A 2,240-nucleotide genomic window follows, 5' to 3' on the forward strand; every position below is an offset into this window, starting at 1 on the left:
GGTCCCGTGGGCGTGAGCGAATGCCTGCTGCCCTTCCTGCCCGCGCCCCGCGTGCGCAAGCGCGAAGACGCCTCCTATTTCCTCGACTACGATGTGCCGCAGTCCATAGGCTATATGGGGCCGTTCTACGGCAGCTTCGGCGTCATGGTCAAAGCGCTGGCCTACATGCTGCGCCTGGGAGGCGAGGGCCTTGCCCGCGCTTCGGAATATGCGGTGCTCAATGCCAACTATCTGAAAAAGAAGCTTGAGAACACGCTGGACATTCCCTATGCCGACAGGCTGTGCGCTCACGAGTTCGTGGCTTCGGCCCCGCAGGAAACCCGCGCTCTGGATATTGCCAAGGCCCTGCTGGACCGCGGCTTCCATGCGCCGACCATCTACTTCCCGCTTATCGTGCATGAATGCATCATGGCTGAGCCGACGGAAACCGAAAGCAAGGAAACCCTGGATTCCTTTGTGCAGGCTCTGGAAGAGATCATGCTTCAGGCCAAGAGCGATCCGCAGGCCCTGCTGGACGCTCCCGTCACGCTGCCTGCGCGCCGTATGGACGAAACCGGAGCCGCACGTAACATGATCCTTACGGAAGACATGGCCTAGCGGCAGGCCGACAGCGGCAGTTCTGCCGTAATAAGATAACAGTAAACAGCAAATCCCCTGATTTTTCGGGGGATTTGCTGTTTTTTGCGTCTTCCGCGCGGCAGGGGGCGCAGTGCCGCCGTGTGGGGCCAGAATGGCAAAAGCTGATCAGCAGGGCAGTATCGTGTTGAAACGGCCCAGATGGCGTTTTTACGCAGCAGGCACTACAGCCGTCTGCCATGAAAACAGGATGCCTGTTCTTTGGGCCGCGATACGACAGGGCACGGGGACACAAGCTTTGCCCAATGCGTGTTCTTGAAGCTGGCTTGCCTTTTGCTGGAGAGTCTCGTGGTGGCCCATAGTATGCTGTGTCGGTAGCGTAAAGGGCAAAGCGGGTCCGTGAGGCCGGTGCTTGATTGCAGACAGCCTGAAGGCAGGCAGGGGAGGCGTAAGCACCTGGAACAAGCTGAGGGCAAATCGGGGCAAATCCCGCAACAATTGCGCGTGTTGTGGCAAAAAAAGCGGGCAATGCGGCAGGCATGGTGCAGACTTGGTGCAATTTGGTGCAAAAAAGACATGAAAAAAGGGCTTACGTACACCGTAAGCCCTTGATTTCTTTTTGGCTCCCCGAGACGGACTTGAACCGCCAACCTAGTGATTAACAGTCACCCGCTCTGCCGATTGAGCTATCGGGGATCGTTCAGGCAAGGAAGTGTTTACGGAAAATCCGGGGTAAGGTCAAGCAAAAAGTGTAAAAATTACAGATTATTTTTTTATGAGCCGGGTCAATTTTTTTTCGTAGCGCTCGGCTTCACTATAAATACAGCCGCAATAAGGCTGCCGGTACAACTCAAGAGACTTGGAGCGGTCAATGCCTTCCTGCCAGTCTGCGCGAAAATCACGGTACACGAAATCCGGGCCTGTGGCCTGTGCCAGCCGCGCTCCAGCCTCGCGGATGACATCATGGGGCTGATAGCGGGAATAGAGCAGGCTGCTGCTCACAAAGGCAAAGCCCAGCCGGGCGGCAGCGGCAAAGGCCGCTTCCATGCGGCTGGTACAGCAATAGGCACAGCGCTGTGGAGCAGCATCGCGCCCGGCCACAGCGCGCAGCCATGCGGTAACGTTCCAGCTGGCATCGTCATACAAAATGGGTATGCCCAGATGGTGTGCGCACTCAGCGGCAGCGTCCCTGCGGCGCAGATATTCCGAAAGCGGATGGATGTTGGGGTTCATGTACCAGGCGGTAACTGCAAAGCCTTCATCCAGCAGCCGGGTTGCGGGCATGATGGCGCACGGCCCGCAACAGACATGCAGCAAAAGGCTGCGCGGGATGGGGGACAGTTCTTCCGATGCCGCTGTAGCGCCGCAGATAGGGGCGTCGTTTGCGAGAGAGGGCATATGAACACCGGCGTCCTCCGGAAAGTCAGGCTTTCCGGAGGACGTGCCGCTGACGCTCGTTACGGACGAACGGATATTTCCAGACATTTTCCGTAATCCTGCTCCATTTCACGCAGACTGTCGCGCTTGTGGTTGAGCAGATACAGGGCCAGTTCAGCAGAGGTGCCGTAAACGCATTTTTCCTTGCTTTCGGCGCGCAGCATGCGGCGCAGTTCGCGCAGGGCCTGAAGGGCCTGCCACTCGAGGTTGCGGCGCTGTCCGGTGCC

At 58.1% G+C, this 2,240-nt stretch carries 1 protein-coding gene, 1 tRNA gene and 2 pseudogenes; 1 reads left to right on the forward strand and 3 read right to left on the reverse strand.

Features of this window, described 5'->3' with window-relative positions; genetic code table 11:
• Positions 1–597 (forward strand): annotated as a pseudogene (locus tag V6C16_RS11590) (aminomethyl-transferring glycine dehydrogenase subunit GcvPB); the annotation flags it as partial.
• A gap of 599 nt (positions 598–1,196) precedes the next feature.
• Here the strand turns inward: V6C16_RS11590 and V6C16_RS11595 are convergent.
• The 3 genes and pseudogenes from V6C16_RS11595 to V6C16_RS11605 all read right to left on the reverse strand — a co-directional run.
• A tRNA-Asn gene (locus V6C16_RS11595) sits at positions 1,197–1,272 on the reverse strand.
• Positions 1,273–1,341: 69 nt separating this feature from the next.
• Positions 1,342–2,061, reverse strand: coding sequence for an epoxyqueuosine reductase QueH (locus tag V6C16_RS11600; RefSeq protein ID WP_333543275.1), 720 nt, complete (start codon positions 2,059–2,061; stop codon positions 1,342–1,344).
• Positions 2,034–2,240 (reverse strand): annotated as a pseudogene (locus V6C16_RS11605) (Rne/Rng family ribonuclease); the annotation flags it as partial. The pseudogene V6C16_RS11605 and the gene V6C16_RS11600, both read right to left, overlap by 28 nt.

This window comes from Desulfovibrio sp. 1188_IL3213 (assembly GCF_036763145.1).
Classification (GTDB): domain Bacteria; phylum Desulfobacterota; class Desulfovibrionia; order Desulfovibrionales; family Desulfovibrionaceae; genus Desulfovibrio.

Excerpts from the sequence above, each read along its gene's own strand:
- V6C16_RS11600 (WP_333543275.1), bottom strand. The coding sequence starts at position 2,061 with ATGTCTGGAAATATCCGTTCGTCCGTAACGAGCGTCAGCGGCACGTCC.